Here is an 18,841-nt window from a genome sequence, read left to right as displayed (position 1 = left end):
ATCTCGCCCGCGCCACGCCACCCCCCGCATCCCTTGGCAGAAGGATGTTCCATGTCCCGTCGCTCACACCGCGGCATGCTCGCCGCGGCCACCCTCACCGCGGCCCTCGCCTCCCTCGCGGTGCTGACCGCCCCCGCCGGGGCCTCGGGCGGGCCCCAGGCCCGCCTGTTCATGGTCAACCCCGTCCAGTCCTCGAACGACCAGTCGCTCACCGACGGCAAGGACTCCGCGGACGCCGTCCCCTCCTCCGCCTACGCCACGGCCCCGCTGCGCAACCTCGACGCGAGCGGCGGCCTGTCCGGCAGGTGGGCATACGTGAGATCGGACACCGGCGCCTCCGCGAAGATCGCCGAGGCCGGCACGTACGACCGCGCCGACGACCAGTTCGAGCAGGTCATGGCCTACTTCTGGGTCAACGAGTCGCAGGAGTACCTCCAGGGCCTCGGCTTCGGCAGCGAGCTGCCCGGGGCGAACGACCGCGCCCAGCCGGTCCGCATCAACCAGTGGGGCTCCGACAACTCCTTCTTCACGGACAAGAAGGCGGAGATCCGCTTCGGCAAGGGCGGGGTCGACGACGCCGAGGACGCCGAGGTGGTGATGCACGAGTACGGCCACGCCGTGCACCACGCGCAGGTGCCCGGCTTCGGCACGTCCGTGGAGGCGGGCGCCATCGGTGAGGCGTTCGGCGACTACCTCGCCGTGACCGTGGGCGCGCACGCGGCGGCGAAGTACGGCTGGCCGCTGAAGGCGGACCTCGCGTGCGTCGCCGACTGGGACGCCGTCTCCTACACCTCGACCGCCCCCCACTGCCTGCGCCGCATCGACGGCGACAAGGTGTACGACGACCGGGTCGGCCAGGTGCACGCCGACGGCCAGATCTGGTCCCGGGCCCTCCTCGACATCCGGTCGAAGCTCGGCGTGCGCACGGCGGACCGCGTCATCGTGAACGCCCAGTTCGGCTTCGCCCCGGACACCAGCTTCACCGACGCGGCCCGGACGACGATCGCGACGGCCCGGAAGATGTACGGCGCGGCGGCGGAGACGGCGGTGCGCGACGCGTTCCGGGCCCGCGAGATACCCGGGATCTGATCAGACCGCCGTACCGGGCCCCGCACAGCCCGCTCCCCCCGCCGGCGCACCGCCGGCGGGGGGAGCCACGCGTGAGCCGGACCCCGTACGCCCCGGGCCTACGCCGGCAGCCGGCGCGCCGCCGTGATCATGGGGGCCGTGGAGTGGGGGAGGAGATCCGTCCGGTGGGCCGGCGGGAGCACCTCCACTTCCACCTCGTCGACGAAGCGGTACGGGCGGTGCGCCAGCACCTGGGCCAGGTGCCGCCGCAGCCGGGACATCTCCGCTCGTACCGTGACCGTGCGCGTCCGGTCCCCGAACAGATCGGCCGCCAGCTCCGCCGCGCTGCGCCCCTCCCGGTGCACGCTCAGCACGTACAGCAGCTCCGCGTGCCGGGGGGTGAGCTCGTGCGTCCACTGCCCGGCCGCCCCCGAGACGGTCACCGACGACCGGCGCCGGCCGCTCAGGTCGAGAACGACCCGGCCCACCGCGCCCTCCGCCGCCTCCTCCTCCACCCGCACCAGCCACCCGCCCGGCAGCGGCTCCACCGCGCACATCCCCAGTGAAGGCAGCCATCTGCGCCCGGCCCGGAACGACTTGGGCAGCGGCAGCCGGTCGACCGGCGGCATCCCCGTCACCGCCGCGAGCCAGCCGTGCGAGTCGACCGCGAGCGCGCGGCCGCCCACCCGGCACAGGATCGGCGAGGCCACCGACCGCAGGCGCTCGACGGATGTGAGGTGCCGGTCGCGCAGTTCGGCCTCGGCGAGCCGGGCCACGGATTCGACGAGGGCGAGCGTGGCCGGGTGGAACGTGGACTCGGCCCCGCTCACGTCTATGACGCCGAGGAGCCGCCCGTCGCGTGGGTCGTGCACGGGCGCCGCCGCGCACGTCCAGTCGTGCAGCGTACGGACGTAATGCTCGGCGGAGTGCACCTGGACCGGCCTGCGCAGCTCCAGGGCGGTGCCGATGCCGTTGGTGCCGGTCGTCTCCTCGCTCCACGCCGCGCCCGCCTCCAGGCAGATGCCGTCGGCCTTGCGCATGACCCCGCGGTCGCCGTCGCGCCACAGGACGCGGCCCTCCTCGTCGGTCACGACCATGATCTGCTGCGAAGCCTGCACGGCCGTGAGCAGCCCCTGGCTGAGCGACGGCAGCAGCTCACCGAGCGCGGTCGCCCGGCGCCGGTGCTCCAGCTCGCCGGCCGGCAGCAGCTCGCTGCTGGTGCTCCGGTCGGGGTCGATCCCGATGCGCATCACACGCTGCCAGGACGCGTCGATGACGGGACGCGGGGCGGCGTGCGGTGTCCCGCCGGAGAGGGCGGCGTCCCGGACCCGGGCCAGCAGCCGGGCGGCGTCGGCGCTGTGCTGCGCGCTCAGCCGAGACAGGCCGCGGGGATCGAGAGGTTCGGTCTTCACTGGGCGTACCCCGTAACTCACGAGAAAGTCACTTGCTGTGAGGTCTTCATCGCTCATCGTGCCCCGCCCCGGGCGCGCGCGCCCAGGAGTCAGCACAAACTTTGCAACGGTCTGCAACTCTCGTGCGCCGGGTCGCGCTTGTACGAGAGTGGAGACGTTCAGCCGGGGTGGTGCCGTGTCGGCGCAGCATCACCCCGGCGGCTCCAGTCTCCCGGCGGGTCGTTCCCCCGGCGGCCCGCCGGGTCGGGCGCTGGTCGAGGCCGTTCAGACCTCCGCCCGCGCCCGCTCCACCACCGACGCCAGGTCGAGACTGTGCGGCAGCGTGCCGAACGCCGTCCCCCAGTCGCCCCCGAGCCGCGACGCGCAGAACGCGTCCGCGACCTCCGGCGGCGCCCACCGCACCAGCAGCGAGCCCTGCAGCACGAGCGCCATCCGCTCGACGACGCGGCGCGCCCGCCCCTCCATGCCGCCCAGGTCGGCGAGGTCGGTCAGCAGGTCCTTGATCGCCCCGTCGAGGCGGTGATCGGCGCCGCGCGCCTGCCCGATCTCGGTGAGGAAGGCGTTCAGTGCCTGCGGTTCGCGCTGGAGCGCCCGCAGGACGTCCAGGGCCTGCACGTTCCCCGAGCCCTCCCAGATCGAGTTGAGCGGCGACTCGCGCAGCAGCCTCGGCATGCCGGACTCCTCGACGTACCCGTTGCCGCCCAGGCACTCGAGCGCCTCGGCCGCGACCGGCGTGCACCGTTTCGTCACCCAGTACTTGGCCGCGGGCACCGCGAGCCGCAGGAAGGCGCGGTCCTGCTCGGTGTCGCTGTCGTACGCCGCCGCCAGCCGCAGCGCGAGCGTCGTCGCCGCCTCCGACTCCAGCGCCAGGTCCGCCAGGACGTTGCGCATCAGCGGCTTGTCGATCAGCTTCCCGCCGAACGCGCTGCGGTACGCCGCGTGGTGCGTCGCCTGGGCCACGGACTGGCGCATCAGCGCCGCCGAGCCGATCACGCAGTCCAGCCGCGTCGCGGCCACCATCTCGATGATGGTGCGCACGCCGCGCCCCTCCTCGCCGACCAGCCGCGCCCACGTCCCGTCGAACTCGACCTCGCTCGACGCGTTCGACCGGTTGCCCAGCTTGTCCTTCAGCCGCTGGATCCGGAACACGTTCCGGGTCCCGTCCGCGAGCACCCGGGGCACCAGGAAGCAGCTCAGCCCGCCCGGCGCCTGCGCCAGCACCAGGAAGCCGTCGCACATCGGCGCCGAACAGAACCACTTGTGCCCGGTGAGCAGGTACTCGCCCTCGCCGGCCAGCGGCTCGGCGTTCGTGGTGTTGGCGCGTACGTCGCTGCCGCCCTGCTTCTCCGTCATGCCCATCCCGAAGAGGGCCCCGGCCTTCAGCGACGGCGCGGTCAGCCCCTCCTCGTACACGGGGGAGGTGAGCCGCGGCTCCCACTCGGCGGCCAGCGCCGGGTCGGTCCGCAGCGCCGGTACGGCGGCGTGCGTCATCGACACCGGGCAGCCGTGCCCCGCCTCGGCCTGCGTCCACACCAGGAACCCGGCGGCCCGCCGCACGTGCCCGCCGGGCCGCCCCCACGCGTCGGTGAGCCCCGCCGCGACGGCCTTGCCCAGCAGCCGGTGCCAGGACGGATGGAAGTCGACCTCGTCGATCCGGTGGCCGTAGCGGTCGTGGGTGCGGAGTTTCGGCGGGTTCTCGTTGGCCTGCACGCCCCATTCCTGCGCCTGCCGGGATCCCGCGGAGCGGCCGAGGGCCGCCAGTTCCTCCCGTACGCGCACCGCGAGTTCGGGCGCGATGTGCCGCTCCACACCCTCGGACAGGGCCCTGTCGGCGGTGAATACGTCGTACTCGACCAGGGGCGGAGCCTGGTTGGTCACTGTGTGTGTGGTGGCTGCCATGCCGCTACGGTAAGGAGGTGCAGGCAGCAAAAGAAACACCCGAACGGCCTGAGGGCCGGCTTCACCGGGCCAGAGTCCTCTACCGCAATGTCTCGAAGCGCAAGTTGGTCTGGTTGCTGCTGAAGGACACCGTCAACTCGTGCATCGAGTACCGCATCCTCGGTCTCGCCGCCGAGGCGGCGTTCTTCACCCTGCTGTCCCTGCCGCCCCTCTTGCTCGGCATGATCGGCCTGCTCGGTTACGTCGACGCCTGGACCGACACCGACACGGTCGCGTCCATCGAGCGCAACATCCTGACCGCCGCCGAAACGGTCCTCTCCGAACGGGGCGTCAACGACTTCGCGAAACCCCTCATCGCCGACGTGACCCAGGGCGCCCGCCCGGACATCATCTCCATCGGCTTCGCCATCGCCCTGTGGTCGGGCTCGCGCGCGGTCAACGTCTTCATCGACACCATCACCGTCATGTACGGCCTCGACGGCCACCGCGGCATCGTGAAGACCCGGCTGCTCGCCTTCCTCCTGTACGTCGTCGCACTGATCATCGGCGCGGTGGTGCTGCCGCTGATGGTGGTCGGCCCCGACCGGGTGGTGGACCTGGTGCCGTTCGGGACGGAGGTCATAAGCGTCCTGTACTGGCCCGTGGTCATAGTGCTGTCCATCGTCTTCCTGACGACGCTCTACCACGTGTCCGTTCCCGTGCGTTCGCCGTGGGTCGAGGACGTCCCCGGTGCGCTCATGGCGCTCGCGATGTGCGTCCTGGGGAGCTTCCTGCTCCGTATCTACCTCACCAGCACGGTCGAGGGACCGACCATCTACGGCTCCCTCGCGGCCCCGATCGCCGTCCTGCTGTGGATCTGCATCTGCGCCTTCGCGGTCCTGGTGGGCGCGGCGGTCAACGCGGCGATCGACCGCGTCTGGCCCTCGGTCGCCACCGCCGCGGCCCGCGAGGCGAACGACCGGGTACGCACGGCCCAGGCGGCGGCGGTCATAGCGCGTGCGGAGGCGGCGCGCGCCGCGGCGGCCGACGGGGAAGGGGACGATTCCGACCCGGACATGCCGTCCGAGTTCCCTGAGCGCTGGTCGCGGTTCCTGCCGCCGGACGACGTGAAGTCCCGCCTGCACACGAGCCGCGAGAAGGAAGCGAAGGAGACGCCCCCCCGGGAGCCCCGGGAGGCGCGCGAGACCCGGAAGTCACAGCCGTAGGCGAGGCGCGCCACGCGGCGGCCCCGCCCCCGGCGCGGTCGCCGGGCAGGACGGTCTCGGCGTTCCCTACGCTGGGAGGCGTGTACACGGAACGCGCATCCCGGCTCGGCGGCGCCGTCGTCTGGTCCCGCACCGTTCCCACCGCGTCCGGTCCCGCCCACCCCGTCCTCCCCGACGGGTGCATGGACCTGCTGTGGACCGACGGCACGCTGTACGTCGCGGGCCCGGACACCCGCGCCCATCCGCCGGGTGACACCCCCGCGGGCGCGGAAGCCCGCTACGACGGAGTGCGCTTCGCCCCCGGCGCGGCCCCCGCGCTCCTCGGCGTGCCCGCGCACGAGCTGCGCGACCGGCGGGTGGCTCTCGCGGACCTGTGGCCGGCGGCGAGGGTGCGCGCCCTGGCCGGCGCGGTCGGCGGCGCGCCGGATCCGGCCGCCGCCCTGGAGGCCCTGGCTCTGCGGCAGGCGGCGCAGGCGCCGCCGCCGGACCCGCTGCTCCGCGCCGTCGCCCGCCGGCTGGACGCGGGCGCCACCGTCGGCGTGGCCGCCGAGGCCGCCGGGCTCAGCGCCCGGCAGCTGCACCGCCGTTCACTGGCCGCCTTCGGATACGGACCCAAGACGCTGGCCAGGATCCTGCGGCTGCAGCGGGCACTGGCCCTGGTGCGCGCCGGTGTGCCGTACGCCGAGGCCGCCCTCGCCGCCGGCTGCGCCGACCAGGCGCACCTCTCCCGCGAGGTGCGCGACCTGGCCGGCACGACGCTGGGCGCCTACGCGGCGTCCCGGTCGGCGAACAGCGAGACGCCGCAGCCGTCGGGGTCCAGCACCACCGCGTACCGCTGACCCCAGAACGCGTCCCAGGGCTCGAGGTGTCCCCGGTGCCCGGCGGCGGTCAGTTCGGCGTACACCGCGTCGACCTCGGCGGGGCTGTCGCAGCGGAACGCGAGCCCGACCCGGTCGCCGCCCTCGGGCCTGGTCCATTGCGGGTCGAAGGAGCGCATCGTCTCCTCGGTGTCCCACAGGACGCGCAGCCCGTTGGGCAGCGTGGCCTCCGCGTGCGGGGCGGTGTCGGCCCCGGCGGGGACGTTCAGGCCGAGGAGCCGGTAGAAGGCGAGCGAGGCGGCCATGTCGGCGGCCACGATCCCCAGGGCGTCGAGTCGTGGAGTCATGCGTTCACCGTAGGCGGGCGGCCCGCCACCGATCTTGAAGGAATCGGACACCGGGCCGCCCGTGTGCGCGGCGCGGGATCAGGCTCCCTGCGGTACCGGGGCCTCGTGCGCGCACGCGTCGTCGATGCCGTACGTCTCCCAGGCGGGGAACGGGTCGTCCGCCACGGCGTCCTCGCCGGCGGCGGCCAGGCACGCCGTCAGCGCGCCGTGCAGCGCCTCCGCCCGCAGGCCCGTACCGATGAAGACGAGTTCCTGCCCGTGCCCGGTGGCCGGGTCGTACGCCCCCGAGGGTTCGAAGCGGGCCACCGCGCCGGCCTGCGACCACAGGCCCGTGACGCGCGGCCGGGTGGCCAGCCGGAAGAAGCCCTTGGAGCGCAGGATCTGCCCGTACGCCCCGCTGTCGAGTCCGGCGGTGACGAACTCCCACAGGCGCCACGGATGGAAGGGGCGTTCCGCGCGGAACACCGTGCTGGAGATGCCGTACTCCTCGGTCTCCGGCACGTGGTCGCCGTTCAGCTCCCGCACCCAGCCCGGAGCCTCCTGGGCACGCTCCAGGTCGAAGAGCCCGGTGCCCAGCACCTCGGCGGGGGAGACGCGGCCGTGGGTGGCGGTGACGATCCTGGCCGCCGGGTTGAGGCGGGAGAGGGCCGCCCGCAGCCGGTGCGCGGTCTCCGTGTCGACGAGGTCGAGTTTGTTGAGCACGATGACGTCGGCGAACTCGATCTGGTCCATCAGCAGGTCGCTGACCGTGCGGTCGTCGTCCTCGTACTGGTCGAGACCGCGTTCGGCGAGCCCGTCGCCGCCGTTCAGCTCGGGCAGGAAACCGGCGGCGTCCACGACGGTGACCATGGTGTCCAGGCGGGCCACGTCGCCGAGCGTCGCCCCGTCGTCGCGGGGGAAGGCGAACGTGGCGGCGACCGGCATGGGTTCGGAGATGCCGCTCGATTCGATGAGCAGGTAGTCGAAACGGCCCTCCCCGGCCAGCCGGCCGACCTCTTCGAGCAGGTCGTCGCGCAAGGTGCAGCAGATGCACCCGTTCGTCATCTCGACCAGACGCTCCTCGGTGCGCGAGAGCTCAGCCGTGCCGCCCCGCACGAGCGCGGCGTCGATGTTGACCTCGCTCATGTCGTTGACGATCACGGCGACGCGCAGGCCGTCCCGGTTGCCCAGGATGTGATTGAGCAGGGTCGTCTTGCCCGCTCCCAGGAACCCGGAGAGCACGGTGACGGGCAGCCGGCCGCGGCCGGGGAGGGTCGGCTCGCTCATGCCGGTCAGCCCTCGGGGCGCAGGAGGCCGCGCTCGTACGCCTTGGCCAGCCGCTGCGGCACGCGGTACACCGAGCCGTCGACGGTCACGGGAACGAGCTGCGGTGTGGTGGCTTTCCACTGGGCGCGCCGGTGGCGGGTGTTGCTGCGGGACATCTTCCGCTTGGGTACGGCCATGGGAGTCCTCCTGGGGAGAGAGTGCGCCGGGTGTGCGGTCACCGAACGCTACATGCAAATGGATTCCATGTTCAATTGCGGGGAGTGATGGGCTTCTCGACCTGGGCGCATACCCGGGCGTATCGTGACAATTAAGGTGCGGCTCGGACCCATTGGGGGTCGTGATGCTCGAGGAGCTTCTGACAGTCGGGGCGGCCACGGGAGCGGCCGTCGTCGTGTACGTGGCGGCTGGGGCGCGCGTGGTGCGGCAGTACGAGCGGGGCGTGGTGTTCCGCCTCGGGCGCCTGCGCCAGGACATCCGGGGCCCCGGTCTCACCATGATCGTGCCCGGGGTCGACCGGCTGCGGAAAGTGAACATGCAGATCGTGACGATGCCGGTGCCCGCTCAGGACGGCATCACCCGCGACAACGTCACGGTGCGGGTGGACGCCGTCATCTACTTCAAGGTGATGGACGCCGCCGACGCCGTCGTCCGGGTGGAGGACTACCGGTTCGCGGTCTCCCAGATGGCGCAGACGTCGCTGCGCTCGATCATCGGCAAGAGCGATCTCGACGACCTGCTGTCGAACCGGGAGAAACTCAACCAGGGTCTCGAGCTGATGCTCGACAGCCCTGCCGTGGGATGGGGCGTGTCGATCGACCGGGTCGAGATCAAGGACGTGTCGCTGCCGGAGACGATGAAGCGGTCCATGGCCCGGCAGGCCGAGGCCGACCGCGAGCGGCGGGCGCGCGTCATCAACGCGGACGCGGAACTCCAGGCGTCGAAGAAGCTGGCGGAGGCGGCGGGGGTCATGTCCGACCAGCCGGCGGCGCTGCAACTGCGCCTGCTGCAGACGGTGGTGGCCGTGGCGGCCGAGAAGAACTCGACGCTGGTCCTGCCCTTCCCCGTGGAACTGCTGCGGTTCCTGGAGCGGGCGGCGCAACAGCAGGGGCCGCCGCCCGAGCAGCACCGGGAGCGAGGGCGGGCCGGCGACGGGCCGGAACACCCCGCGGACGCGCCGGCCTCCGAGCCCCGGCTGCCGCTCGCGGACGAGGCGGCGGCCCCGGCCGCCGAGCGGGCGCGGGCCGTCACCGGCCAGGCGGGGGACTTCGCCCGGTCGTGACGGCGAGCGCCGGGGCGTAACGGTGGGCCTCGTCTCCGGCCTGTCCCGGGTGAGTTGCGCGTTCGGACGGGCGGGGGTGTGCTGCGGGACGCCGAAGACGGCGGGACCGCGCTCGGACCGGCCGGTGCCGCCGGGTCCGCAGGCCGCCGTCAGCCCGTGGTGGAGAGGCCGGCCGCCGACGCTGCGAGGGCGTCAAGCACCGGCTTGATCAGCGGGTGGTCCTCCGCCCCCCGGCGCACCGCCGCGAACACGCGGCGGGTGGCGGCGGGGCCCGCGACCGGACGTACCACCGTGTCCTTCAGTTCCATCCCGCGCAGCGCCGAACGGGGCACCAGCGCCACGCCCGCCCCCGCGCCCGCCAGCGCCACGACGGCCCGGAAGTCGTCCGACGAGTGCGCCAGGCGCGGCTGGAAGCCGGCGAGTTCGCAGGCCAGCAGCATCACGTCGTGGCAGGGATTGCCGGGGTACGGGCCGATCCAGTCGCTGTCGGCCAGTTCGGCCAGCGCGACCTCGGGGTTCTGGCCGAGTGGATGCGACGCGTGCAGCACGGCGTCGAAGGGCTCCGCGTAGAGCGGTACACGGGCGAGGCGCCGGTCGTCCTCGCGCGGCGCTCCCCGGTACTCCACCGCCAGCGCCACGTCCGCCTCGCCGTCCAGCACCAGGGGCAGGCTCTCGTCGCCCTCGGCGTCCCGCACCCGTATCCGGATGCCGGGGTGCCCGTCCGCGAGGCGGCTGATCGCCGGGGCCAGCACCTCCGCGATGCCGGTCGCGAAGGCCACCACCCGCACCTCGCCGGCCGCCCCGCCCGCGTACGCCGCCAGCTCGGCCTCCGCCCGCTCCAGCTGGGACAGCACCGCGTTGGCGTGGGCCAGCAGGATGTCGCCCGCCGCCGTCAGGCGTACACCCCGACCGCTGCGGGTCAGCAGGGTGTGCCCGGTCTCCTGCTCCAGCGCGGCGAGCTGCTGGGAGACGGCCGACGGGGTCAGGTACAGCGCCGCCGCCGCGGCGGTCACCGTCCGGTGGTCCGCCACGGCCCGCAGGATGCGCAGTCGTCTGGGGTCGATCACACAGCCATTGTCGCGCGGGCGTCGACGAAGGCCGCCACGGCCCGCTCGACGTCGGCGGTCGAGTGCGCCGCCGAGAGCTGGACGCGGATGCGCGCCGCGCCCATGGGGACCACGGGGTACGAGAAGCCGATCACGTACACGCCGCGCTCCAGCAGCAGTTCCGCCATGCGGCCGGCCTCCGCCGCGTCGCCGATCATGACGGGCGCGATGGCGTGGTCGCCGGGCAGGATCTCGAAGCCGGCCTCGGTCATCTTCGTGCGGAAGAGCTTCGTGTTGGCGGTGAGGCGCTCGCGCAGCTCGCCCGCCGACTCCAGGAGGTCGAGGACCTTGATCGACGCGGCGGCGATCACCGGGGCGAGGGAGTTGGAGAAGAGGTACGGGCGCGAGCGCTGGCGCAGCAGCTCGACGATCTCCGCGCGGGCCGCGACGTAACCGCCGGACGCGCCGCCCAGCGCCTTGCCGAGCGTGCCGGTGATGATGTCGACGCGGTCCATCACGCCGTGCAGTTCGGGGGTGCCGCGACCCTCGGGACCGACGAAGCCGACGGCGTGCGAGTCGTCGACCATGACCATGGCGTCGTACCGGTCGGCGAGGTCGCAGATCTCGGCGAGCGGGGCGACGTAACCGTCCATGGAGAACACGCCGTCGGTGACGATCAGGCGGCGGCGGGCGTCCTGCGTGTCCTTGAGCTGCTGCTCCAGGTCGGCGAGGTCGCGGTTGGCGTAGCGGTGGCGGCGGGCCTTGGACAGGCGGATGCCGTCGATGATCGACGCGTGGTTCAGGGCGTCGGAGATGACCGCGTCCTCCGGGCCGAGGAGGGTCTCGAAGACGCCGCCGTTGGCGTCGAAGCAGGAGGAGTACAGGATCGTGTCCTCCTGGCCGAGGAACGCGGAGAGGCGCTGCTCCAGCTCCTTGTGGATCTCCTGGGTGCCGCAGATGAAGCGGACCGAGGCCATGCCGTAGCCCCAGCGGTCGAGGGCGTCCTTGGCGGCGGCGACGACCTCGGGGTGGTCGGCCAGGCCCAGGTAGTTGTTGGCGCAGAAGTTGAGGACGTCGCCGGAGGGGACGGAGACGGAGGCGCTCTGGGGGGTGGCGATGACGCGCTCGGGCTTGTAGAGGCCGGCGGTGCGGATCTCGTCGAGGGTGGTGCGGAGGTCTTCGCGGACGGAGGTGAACATGGGGCGGGCTCTCCTGCGGTGAGGTGGTGTGGGCGGTCCGGGCTGATCGACGCCGCGCGGGACCGGGCGCCGGACCGGACGGTCGCCGCGACGCGGCGCTCCGTGCTCCCGCCGCGTCGGGGCGGCGGGGCGGTAGGGGCTCAGGTGGTCCAGTCGAGGATGATCTTGCCGCTGCGTGCGGTCGCCGCCTCGTCGAACGCCGCGTCGAAGTCCTGGTGCGCGTAGCTCCCCGTGATGACGGGGCTCAGGTCCAGGCCACCCTCCAGCAGCACCGTCATGGCGTACCAGGTCTCGAACATCTCGCGCCCGTAGATTCCCTTGACGGTGATCATCGACGTCACGATCTTCGACCAGTCGACCGCGAACTCCTCGGCCGGCAGGCCGAGCATCGCGATCCGGCCGCCGTGCGTCATGTTCGCGACCATGTCCCGCATCGCCTCCGGCCGGCCCGACATCTCCAGACCGATGTCGAAGCCCTCCTTGAGGCCCAGCTGCCGCTGCGCGTCCGCGATGTCCGACTCCGCGACGTTGAGGGCGAGGGTCGCGCCGGCCTTGCGGGCGATGGCCAGACGGGACTCGCTGACGTCGGTGATCACCACGTTGCGCGCACCGGCGTGGCGGGCCACGGCCGCCGCCATGATGCCGATGGGGCCCGCGCCGGTGATCAGCACGTCCTCGCCGACCAGCGGGAAGGAGAGCGCGGTGTGCACCGCGTTGCCGAACGGGTCGAAGATCGCGGCCACGTCCAGGTCGACCTTCGCGCGGTGCACCCACACGTTGGAGGCCGGCAGGGCCACGTACTCGGCGAACGCGCCGTCGCGGCCGACACCGAGCCCGACCGTGGAGCGGCACAGGTGGCGGCGTCCCGCCAGACAGTTGCGGCACTTCCCGCACACCAGGTGGCCCTCGCCGCTGACCAGGTCCCCGACCGCGATGTCCTGGACGTCCGCGCCGACGGCCGCGACCTCTCCCACGAACTCGTGGCCGAGGACGAGCGGTGTGGAGACGGCCTGCCGGGCCCAGCCGTCCCAGGACCTGATGTGCAGGTCCGTGCCGCAGATGCCGGTGCGCAGCACCTTGATCAGCACGTCACCGGGGCCCGTCTCCGGCTCCGGCACGTCCATCAGCCACAGCCCGGGCTCGGCGTACTGCTTGACAAGTGCCTTCATGGCTTCGGCTCCAGGCGGGGTGCGGGGGAGATCGTGAACGCGTACCAATCTGTCGCGCCGGCGGCGCGCGGTCCATCGAGGTTTTCTTAACCGGGCCAACAGCGCAGCTTCACGCGCGGCCCGGTTGCACCCGATCGGACGAACCGTCCCTACCCTGGGCCGATGACCGACTCCGTACTGCTGCGCACCGACGGGCACGCCGCCCGCCTCACGCTGAACCGCCCCCGCGCGATCAACGCCCTCGACCACGCCATGGTGAACCGCGCCGCCGCCGCCCTCGGCTCCTGGGAGCGGGACCCGGCCGTCGCGACCGTGGTGGTCACCGGGGCGGGGGAGCGGGGCCTGTGCGCGGGCGGGGACATCCGGTCGATCCACGCGGACGCCCGGGCCGGGGGCACCGCCTCGGCCGCGTTCTGGCGCGACGAGTACCGGCTGAACGCCCACATCGCGCGCTACTCCAAGCCGTACGTCGCCGTCATGGACGGCATCGTGATGGGCGGCGGCGTCGGGATCTCCGCGCACGGCGGCGTCCGCGTCGTCACCGAACGCTCCCGGGTGGCCATGCCGGAGACCGGCATCGGTTTCGTGCCGGACGTCGGCGGCACCTGGCTGCTGTCGCGGGCCCCGGGCCAACTCGGCACGCACCTCGCCCTCACCGGCGCGGCGGTCGGCGCGGCGGACGCCCTGCTGTGCGGGCTCGCCGACCACTTCGTGCCGTCGGAGCGGCTGCCCGCCCTGCTCGCGGAGCTCGCGACGGAGGAGGCGGCGGCCGCGGTGGCCCGGTACGCCCGCCCGGCGCCGGAGGGGGAGCTCGCCGCCCACCGGGCGTGGATCGACCACTGCTACGCGGCCGGCACCGTCGAGGAGATCCTCGACCGGCTCTTCGACAGCGGCGAACCGGCGGCGAAGGAGGCGGCCGGGACGATCCTCGCCAAGTCGCCCCTCGCCCTCAAGGTGACGCTGACCGCGATGCGCCGGGCGGCGGCGCTCGGCACACTGGCCCAGGTCCTGGAGCAGGAGTACCGCGTCTCGTGCGCGGCGCTGTCCTCGCCCGATCTGGTCGAGGGCATCCGCGCCCAGGTGATCGACAAGGACCGCTCCCCGCGCTGGTCGCCGCGCTCCCTCGCGGAGGTCACCGACGCGATGGTGGCGGGCTTCTTCGCGCCGCTCGGCCGGGGCATCGAGCCGCTCGCGCTGTAATTCGTACACACGTTTGAGTGACGGTACGCTGGACCCATGGCCGTACACCTCCAGGGCTCGCTCTTCGACCAGGGGGACGAGATCGCCCTCGGCCCGCTGGACGGGCTGCGCCGTACCGCACTGGGACACGGCGCCTGGATCGACGTGCTGGCGCAGTGGGTCACGGGGGCCGACACGCTCTTCGACGTCCTGGCGCACGACGTCGAGTGGCGCGCCGAGCAGCGCGTCATGTACGAGCGCGTGGTGGAGGTGCCGCGCCTCCTGGCGTTCTTCGGCGCGGACGACCCCCTGCCGCACCCGAGCCTCGAAGAGGCCCGTACCGCGCTGAACGCGCACTACGCCGCCGAGCTCGGCGAACCGTTCGTGACGGCCGGGCTGTGCCTCTACCGCGACGGACATGACAGCGTCGCCTGGCACGGGGACACCATCGGCCGGGGCAGCACGGAGGACACCATGGTCGCGATCATGTCGCTGGGCGCGCCCCGCCAGCTGGCGCTGCGTCCGCGCCGGCGGGACGCCGCCACGGTGCACAAACCTCTCGGGCACGGCGACCTCATCGTCATGGGCGGCAGTTGCCAACGCACCTGGGAACACGCGATTCCCAAGACGACGCGAGCCGTGGGGCCGCGCATCAGCGTGCAGTTCCGCCCACAGGGCGTGCGCTGAACGCCCGTTGTTGCGGCCCCCGGGACGCGGACGGAGAATGGGAGCACCACCCGTAACACCGGTTCCGCCGATGTCCGTCCCTCCGTCACAGCCGCTGTACGGGCTGACCAGGGATCCGGGAGCCCTCATGGACCGCGACCGACTAGAGGCGGCGTTCTACGGGCAGGGACCGTTTCCCGTTCCGTGGGCCACCAACTGCCCCGTGCGTTTCGACGCCTGGCTGGCACTCGCCCAGCCGTGCCCGCCGGAGCACCGTGAGGATCTGATCCTGGCCATCAACGAGGAGCACGGCGCCCTGCGCGTCCTCCAGCACTTCAGGGAACTGGAGATGACGGAGTGCGAACCGGTCGCCGCGGGCAGCTTCGTGGCGGCGCGGCTGACGCTCGGCGAAGTGGTGCGTGCGGTCCTGCCCATGACGAACCTCCTCAGCCTGGTCCGCCTCGCCCAGGAGATCGCCGAACAGGTGGGGCAGCCGGGCATCGAGGCGGCTCTCCAGGGACATGTGAAGAGCCCGCCGACCAGCGACGTCCACGACAACATCGAACGGCGCCAGGAGCGCGGCAAACACCTCGAGTGGTTCCTCAACCTGTTGCACGGCGTCATCGCCGCCTCGCACGCGGACCGGCCGGGCGAGCCGGCCGGTGAAGGGGCCATCACCCGGCTGATGACCGGCATGCTGGCGTCCGTCGCCCTGGAGTCGCCCCTGACCCGGCCGGCGGACCTGCCGGCGCGCGGGGTCATCGACCGCAGGCAGCGCCACCCGGTCACCTCGGTGACGACGAACCGTCAGGCCGCCCCGGCGGTCGTCCGTTCCCGCTCGACCATCAAGGCGGACGCCGCCGAGCAGGTGTTCTCCGTCGACTGCGGCTCGATCGGCTGGGCCGTCGTCGACAGCGGCATCGACGCCCGCCACCCCGCCTTCTACGGCTGGGACACCACCGTCACCCCGGCGAAGCAACTCGCCTCCCGCGTCACCCGGGCGTTCAACTTCGTCGGTGTACGCGGCACTCTGTCCGCCGACGCGCTGGAGAACGGGCTGATCGACTGGACCCGCGCCCTGCCGTACGTCGAGATGGGACTCCCCACGGCCCAGGTCCGGGCGGTGCGGACCGACATGCCGTACACGACACCGGGCGACCCCCACGGCACCCACGTCGCCGGCATCCTCGGCGCCAGCTGGCCCGACCGCGCGTTCCGCGGCATCTGCCCGCAGATCCGCCTCTACGACTTCCGGGTGCTCGACGACGGGGGCGAGGGCGACGAGTTCTCCATCGTGACGGCGCTCCAGGCCATCCGGCACATCAACGAGCAGGCCGGGCGGTTCGTCATCGCCGGGGTCAACATCAGTCTCTCCGTACCGCACGACGTGGCGACCCACTCCACCGGATGGACGCCCGTCTGCATCGAGTGCGACCACCTCGTGCGCTCGGGTGTCGTGGTCGTCACGGCGGCCGGAAACGCAGGGTTCGGCGGAGCCGTCCGGACCCTGGGCGCCGACTACCGCAGCATCAGCATCTCCGACCCGGGCAACGCGGAGTCGGTCATCACCGTCGGCTCGACACACCGCAGCAACCCGCACCGCCACGGCGTCAGTTACTTCTCCAGCCGCGGCCCCACGGGCGACGGCAGGCCGAAGCCGGACCTCCTCGCCCCGGGCGAGGACATCGACGGCCCCATCCCCGGCGCGGGCATCTCCGCGATGCACGGGACCAGCCAGGCGGCCGCCCACGTCAGCGGGGCCGCGGCGATGCTGCTGGCCCGCAACAGGGAACTCCTCGGGCGTCCCGAGCGGGTCAAACAGATCCTGTGCTCCACGGCAACGGACCTCGCACGCGAGCGCGACTTCCAGGGGTACGGCCTCGTCGACGTCCTGCGGGCCATGCAGTCCGTCTGACGGAGGCGGGACGACGGCGGCCGGAAAGCGGCAGCGAAGGAGGAAGGCGACCCGCGATGCTCACCTTCGATTTCCTCGACGCCCGGCACGGCGACTGCTTCCTCGTACGGTGGGGACGGCCGGACGGGCGCGTCATGCTCGTCGACGGCGGCCCCGGCGGAGTGTACGAAGCCTCGCTGCGCGACCGGCTGACGCGGCTGGAGCCGGGCGGCGGCGGCGTCCCCGTGCTCGACGTCGTCTGCCTGTCCCACGTCGACGACGACCACGCCGCCGGACTGCTCAGGCTGCTCGCCGAGATACGGCGCGCCCGGCGCGAGGAGCTCGCCGAGCCCTTCGCGGTGACGCGGCTGTGGTTCAACTCCGTGGAGGAACTCGTCGACCGGCGGGCCCCGGGCCTCAGCGCGTCCGTCCAGCCGCTCGTCGACGCCGCGCTCCTTGACAGCGGTGCCGTCAAGGCGAGTTACGGGCAGGGGCGGGCCATCCGCGACGAAGCGGCGGCGCTGGGCCTGGCCGGGAACCCCCTGTTCGACGGGCCGCTGACCGAAGGCGCCGAGGCGACGCTCGACGACCTCCACGTCACGGTCGTCGCCCCCGACGACGTGGCCCTCGCGCAGTTGGAGAAGCGCTGGGTCGAGGCGAAGAAGCGGGGCGACCCGGAGGTGATCTCGGCTGCGTACACGGACGGCTCCGTCCCGAACCTGTCGAGCATCGTCATGCTGCTGACGCACGAAGGGCGCACCGCCCTGCTCACGGGGGACGCCCGCGGCGACCGCATCCTCACCGGGCTGCGGACCGGCGGCCTGCTCACCGACGACCGGCCGCTGCACGTCGACCTGCTCAAGCTGCCGCACCACGGCAGCGAGCGCAATGTGGAACCCGGCTTCTTCGAGAGCGTGCACGCCGACCACTACGTGGTGTCCGCCGACGGGATCAGACACCACCACCCCCACGAGGACACCCTGCGCTGGCTGGTGGAGTCCCGGGACGCGGACGACGAGTACGTCATCCACCTCACCAACGCCGTCGACTTCGCCACCGACGCGCTGAAGGCCCTCGGCAGGAGACGCAGTTTCGAGGTCGACGTCCGGCCGCCCACGGATCCCGCACTCGTCATAGAAGTCGGTGACCAGCGATGAACGGCTCAGCCCGGAACACTGCCGCGACCCCCTGGGTCGTGGACTCTCCCGCCGTGGGCACCGGCCTGAAGGCACGGCCGTGCGGCGACGCGCTCCGCCCGGCCGAACCGCCGCCCGCGGCGCGGCCGGTCGCCCTCACCCTCTCCGGCGGCGGCTTCCGCGCCACGCTCTCCGCGCTGGGATTCGTACGGCTGCTGGCCGACGCGGGACTGCTGTCCAACCTGCGGTACGCCTCGTCCGTGTCCGGCGGCTCCGTCGCGAACGGGTTCCTCGCGACGGCCTGGCCGGCCCTCAGGGAACGCGGCTGGAGCGCCGCGGCGGTCGACGAACTCGTCGTGGAACCGGTCCTGCGACGCGTCTCCTCCCGCTCGTTCAAGAGGTCGCTCCTGCGCGGCCTGTGGCGGACGATCGGCCCGACGACCCGGACCGAACTCATGGCACGACGCCTGGACGAGTGGTTCTTCGACGGGATCGAGCTGGCGGACCTCGACCCGGAGGCGCGCTGGATCCTGAACGCCGCGAACCTCACCACCGGGGCCCGGTTCACCTTCGAACGCGACGTGTTCGGCGACTACACGACCGGACTCGCCCGGACCTCCGGCACGGGGCTGAGACTGAGCCTCGCCGTGGCCGCCTCCGCCGCCGTGCCCGGCGCGTTCCCGCCCCTCGTCCTGGACCGGGCCCACTTCCCCTGCGCCGCCCACCCACCGGCCCTGCTGGACGGCGGAACGTACGACAACACCGGCCTGGAGGCGATCGACAGCGAGCGCTACCGGCACGCCTTCGTCCTCGTGCTCAACGCCGGGGGGCTGCTGCGGCCCGGCGTGTACGGCCGCGTCCCGGTGATCCGCGACCTCGCCCGGGCCAACTCGCTGCTGTACCGCCAGAGCACGGCCCTGCGGACCCGCGCGATCGTCGAGCGCTTCCAGCAGGGCGAGGGAGCCGGCGACGGCGAGGTGCCGCCCGGCGCGCGCCGGGGTGTACTCGTCGGCCTCTCCACCGACTTCCCGGCCGACGGCTCCACGCCGCTGCGCGGGTGGCGCGACGCCTTCGACGAGCACCGCGCGTTCGGGGGCCGGGACCTCGCGCTCGTGCCGACCGTCTTCGACCGCCTCGACGCCGGCCTGTGCCGGGCGCTCGTGTACCGGGGGTGGTGGCTTGCGGGGGCCGGGCTCGCCGCCTTCCACCCGCACCTCCTGCCGGACCCGGCCACGCTGGCGCCGCCGCGTCTGTGACG

The 18,841-nt window shown here is 72.9% G+C and carries 17 protein-coding genes; 9 read left to right on the top strand and 8 right to left on the bottom strand.

Annotated features, from left to right (window positions below; translation table 11 throughout):
- The first annotated feature begins 51 nt into the window (after positions 1-51).
- Entirely contained in the window at positions 52-1,089 is a 1,038-nt protein-coding gene (locus tag AC07FK_RS03495) for a M4 family metallopeptidase (RefSeq protein WP_479102109.1), read from the top strand.
- Positions 1,090-1,187: 98 nt separating this feature from the next.
- On the opposite strand, the gene AC07FK_RS03490 is transcribed toward AC07FK_RS03495, so the two are convergent.
- Together AC07FK_RS03490 and AC07FK_RS03485 are read right to left on the bottom strand one after the other, a co-directional pair.
- Positions 1,188-2,480, bottom strand: coding sequence for a GAF domain-containing protein (locus tag AC07FK_RS03490; protein ID WP_479102107.1), 1,293 nt, complete (start codon positions 2,478-2,480; stop codon positions 1,188-1,190).
- Positions 2,481-2,744: 264 nt separating this feature from the next.
- Positions 2,745-4,379, bottom strand: coding sequence for an acyl-CoA dehydrogenase family protein (locus AC07FK_RS03485; protein WP_479102106.1), 1,635 nt, complete (start codon positions 4,377-4,379; stop codon positions 2,745-2,747).
- Positions 4,380-4,396: 17 nt separating this feature from the next.
- Between AC07FK_RS03485 and AC07FK_RS03480 the strand changes: the two genes are divergently transcribed.
- Both AC07FK_RS03480 and AC07FK_RS03475 read left to right on the top strand, forming a co-directional pair.
- Positions 4,397-5,584 (top strand): YihY/virulence factor BrkB family protein, encoded by a 1,188-nt coding sequence (locus tag AC07FK_RS03480; RefSeq protein ID WP_479102105.1) that lies wholly within the window; start codon positions 4,397-4,399, stop codon positions 5,582-5,584.
- A 71-nt stretch (positions 5,585-5,655) separates the two neighbouring features.
- A complete protein-coding gene (locus AC07FK_RS03475) occupies positions 5,656-6,423 on the top strand; it encodes a helix-turn-helix domain-containing protein (protein WP_479102573.1) in 768 nt (255 codons plus the stop codon).
- Here AC07FK_RS03475 and AC07FK_RS03470 read toward each other — a convergent pair.
- The 3 genes from AC07FK_RS03470 to rpmF all read right to left on the bottom strand — a co-directional run bounded on the left by AC07FK_RS03470 (position 6,351) and on the right by rpmF (position 8,191).
- Positions 6,351-6,749 (bottom strand): VOC family protein, encoded by a 399-nt coding sequence (locus AC07FK_RS03470; RefSeq protein WP_479102104.1) that lies wholly within the window; start codon positions 6,747-6,749, stop codon positions 6,351-6,353. The two genes, AC07FK_RS03475 and AC07FK_RS03470, sit on opposite strands and share 73 nt — an antisense overlap.
- Positions 6,750-6,827: 78 nt before the next feature.
- Complete coding sequence (locus AC07FK_RS03465) at positions 6,828-8,015, bottom strand: GTP-binding protein (RefSeq protein WP_479102103.1); 1,188 nt, start codon at positions 8,013-8,015, stop codon at positions 6,828-6,830.
- A gap of 5 nt (positions 8,016-8,020) precedes the next feature.
- The gene (gene rpmF, locus AC07FK_RS03460) at positions 8,021-8,191 is read right to left on the bottom strand and encodes a 50S ribosomal protein L32 (RefSeq protein ID WP_028814853.1); all 171 of its coding nucleotides are present in this window, start codon (positions 8,189-8,191) and stop codon (positions 8,021-8,023) included.
- Between the two features lie 164 nt (positions 8,192-8,355).
- Between rpmF and AC07FK_RS03455 the strand changes: the two genes are divergently transcribed.
- Positions 8,356-9,294, top strand: a complete 939-nt coding sequence (locus AC07FK_RS03455; protein WP_479102101.1) for a slipin family protein — start codon at positions 8,356-8,358, stop codon at positions 9,292-9,294.
- 149 nt (positions 9,295-9,443) lie between these two features.
- Here the strand turns inward: AC07FK_RS03455 and AC07FK_RS03450 are convergent, their stop codons facing one another.
- From AC07FK_RS03450 to tdh, 3 genes are all read right to left on the bottom strand, one after another.
- Positions 9,444-10,361 carry a LysR family transcriptional regulator gene (locus AC07FK_RS03450; RefSeq protein ID WP_479102100.1) on the bottom strand — a complete coding sequence of 306 codons (918 nt, stop codon included), beginning with the start codon at positions 10,359-10,361 and terminating at the stop codon, positions 9,444-9,446.
- The gene (locus tag AC07FK_RS03445) at positions 10,358-11,539 is read right to left on the bottom strand and encodes a glycine C-acetyltransferase (protein WP_453402853.1); all 1,182 of its coding nucleotides are present in this window, start codon (positions 11,537-11,539) and stop codon (positions 10,358-10,360) included. The genes AC07FK_RS03450 and AC07FK_RS03445 overlap by 4 nt, the downstream gene beginning before the upstream one ends.
- A 140-nt stretch (positions 11,540-11,679) precedes the next feature.
- A complete protein-coding gene (tdh, locus tag AC07FK_RS03440; RefSeq protein WP_479102098.1) occupies positions 11,680-12,708 on the bottom strand; it encodes an L-threonine 3-dehydrogenase in 1,029 nt (342 codons plus the stop codon).
- Positions 12,709-12,870: 162 nt separating this feature from the next.
- Between tdh and AC07FK_RS03435 the strand changes: the two genes are divergently transcribed.
- The 5 genes from AC07FK_RS03435 to AC07FK_RS03415 all read left to right on the top strand — a co-directional run bounded on the left by AC07FK_RS03435 (position 12,871) and on the right by AC07FK_RS03415 (position 18,839).
- Positions 12,871-13,908 (top strand): enoyl-CoA hydratase/isomerase family protein, encoded by a 1,038-nt coding sequence (locus AC07FK_RS03435; protein WP_479102097.1) that lies wholly within the window; start codon positions 12,871-12,873, stop codon positions 13,906-13,908.
- Positions 13,909-13,944: 36 nt separating this feature from the next.
- The gene (locus AC07FK_RS03430) at positions 13,945-14,574 is read left to right on the top strand and encodes an alpha-ketoglutarate-dependent dioxygenase AlkB (protein ID WP_479102096.1); all 630 of its coding nucleotides are present in this window, start codon (positions 13,945-13,947) and stop codon (positions 14,572-14,574) included.
- A 127-nt stretch (positions 14,575-14,701) separates the two neighbouring features.
- Entirely contained in the window at positions 14,702-16,468 is a 1,767-nt protein-coding gene (locus AC07FK_RS03425; RefSeq protein WP_479102094.1) for a S8 family serine peptidase, read from the top strand.
- A gap of 56 nt (positions 16,469-16,524) precedes the next feature.
- Positions 16,525-17,604, top strand: a complete 1,080-nt coding sequence (locus AC07FK_RS03420) for a ComEC/Rec2 family competence protein (protein WP_479102093.1) — start codon at positions 16,525-16,527, stop codon at positions 17,602-17,604.
- A 38-nt stretch (positions 17,605-17,642) separates the two neighbouring features.
- Entirely contained in the window at positions 17,643-18,839 is a 1,197-nt protein-coding gene (locus tag AC07FK_RS03415) for a patatin-like phospholipase family protein (protein ID WP_479102091.1), read from the top strand.
- Positions 18,840-18,841 lie beyond the last annotated feature (2 nt).

It is taken from the genome of Streptomyces sp. NPDC046122 (genome assembly GCF_056429965.1).
Note: the sequence above shows the minus strand (reverse complement) of the source record. Positions and strands in the feature narration are given on the sequence as shown.

What these genes read in the sequence shown, in the direction of transcription:
- AC07FK_RS03495 (WP_479102109.1), top strand. Translation starts at nt 52, where the DNA reads ATGTCCCGTCGCTCACACCGCGGCATGCTCGCCGCGGCCACCCTCACC.
- AC07FK_RS03485 (WP_479102106.1), bottom strand. Translation starts at nt 4,379, where the DNA reads ATGGCAGCCACCACACACACAGTGACCAACCAGGCTCCGCCCCTGGTC.
- AC07FK_RS03470 (WP_479102104.1), bottom strand. Translation starts at nt 6,749, where the DNA reads ATGACTCCACGACTCGACGCCCTGGGGATCGTGGCCGCCGACATGGCC.
- AC07FK_RS03465 (WP_479102103.1), bottom strand. Translation starts at nt 8,015, where the DNA reads ATGAGCGAGCCGACCCTCCCCGGCCGCGGCCGGCTGCCCGTCACCGTG.
- rpmF (WP_028814853.1), bottom strand. Translation starts at nt 8,191, where the DNA reads ATGGCCGTACCCAAGCGGAAGATGTCCCGCAGCAACACCCGCCACCGG.
- AC07FK_RS03455 (WP_479102101.1), top strand. Translation starts at nt 8,356, where the DNA reads ATGCTCGAGGAGCTTCTGACAGTCGGGGCGGCCACGGGAGCGGCCGTC.
- AC07FK_RS03445 (WP_453402853.1), bottom strand. Translation starts at nt 11,539, where the DNA reads ATGTTCACCTCCGTCCGCGAAGACCTCCGCACCACCCTCGACGAGATC.
- tdh (WP_479102098.1), bottom strand. Translation starts at nt 12,708, where the DNA reads ATGAAGGCACTTGTCAAGCAGTACGCCGAGCCCGGGCTGTGGCTGATG.
- AC07FK_RS03435 (WP_479102097.1), top strand. Translation starts at nt 12,871, where the DNA reads ATGACCGACTCCGTACTGCTGCGCACCGACGGGCACGCCGCCCGCCTC.
- AC07FK_RS03430 (WP_479102096.1), top strand. Translation starts at nt 13,945, where the DNA reads ATGGCCGTACACCTCCAGGGCTCGCTCTTCGACCAGGGGGACGAGATC.
- AC07FK_RS03425 (WP_479102094.1), top strand. Translation starts at nt 14,702, where the DNA reads ATGGACCGCGACCGACTAGAGGCGGCGTTCTACGGGCAGGGACCGTTT.
- AC07FK_RS03420 (WP_479102093.1), top strand. Translation starts at nt 16,525, where the DNA reads ATGCTCACCTTCGATTTCCTCGACGCCCGGCACGGCGACTGCTTCCTC.